The sequence below is a fragment of the Vibrio sp. 1978 genome, from assembly GCF_033344345.1.
The window spans coordinates 1-649 of record NZ_JAWPOP010000575.1 but is presented as its reverse complement, the minus strand read 5'-3'; the positions used below and the strand labels follow the sequence as shown (position 1 = coordinate 649).

At 43.8% G+C, this 649-nt stretch carries 1 protein-coding gene; it reads right to left on the bottom strand.

Annotated elements, in window-relative coordinates:
- Nucleotides 1-404 precede the first annotated feature (404 nt).
- Nucleotides 405-635, bottom strand: a complete 231-nt coding sequence (locus R8N49_RS27905; protein WP_005479230.1) for a PAS factor family protein — start codon at nucleotides 633-635, stop codon at nucleotides 405-407.
- Nucleotides 636-649: the final 14 nt, after the last annotated feature.

Below are 649 nucleotides of genomic sequence, written 5' to 3'. Positions count from 1 at the left end.
ATTATAAAAGCTATTCGCGATACGCCCTCACCCTTTTGCGCTTAACTCAAGGCTGAAAATCGAGGCGTAGATACGCCCTGCCTAGCACAATGAGAGTCTGTGAATCACCTCCAGTCGATGACAGCTCTTGCCATCCGCAAACCAAATACAACTAAGCCATTGTTTTTATTTACATAAAATCCAAAAACAAATTCCAAGCAACAAAACCTTATGTACGCCCTAACCCACTCGCTGTAAATGAGTAGGTTATAAAATGCGTTGACGTAACAAATAGTTAAGAAAAGCAAACTGGCAACTAGATCACGTTTGGTGAGAAGGGTTTGGCGTCGAAAAGTGTGTTGAGGAAACGCAGAAACAAAAACGGCCCTTGGGGTATTGGGCCGTGATAAAGACAACGAAGTAGATTAGCGCTCTGGTGTTTCCAGAAGTTTAACGGCGCAATCCACAGCGTTGTTGATACCTTGACTACTCTCAAGCTTACCTGAACTCGCAGGCCCAAGGGCACAAGAGTACAAAGCCAGTTGCTTATCGAACGGCAGATCCAACTGTTCATATAGGTTTTGTCGGATACGTGCATGTTGTTCTGGTTCTTGGCTTGCAAGGCTAATCAACGTGTCATAAATAAGCGTTTTCATGTCATTCCCTTTAA

What these genes read in the sequence shown, in the direction of transcription:
- R8N49_RS27905 (WP_005479230.1), bottom strand. Translation starts at nt 635, where the DNA reads ATGAAAACGCTTATTTATGACACGTTGATTAGCCTTGCAAGCCAAGAA.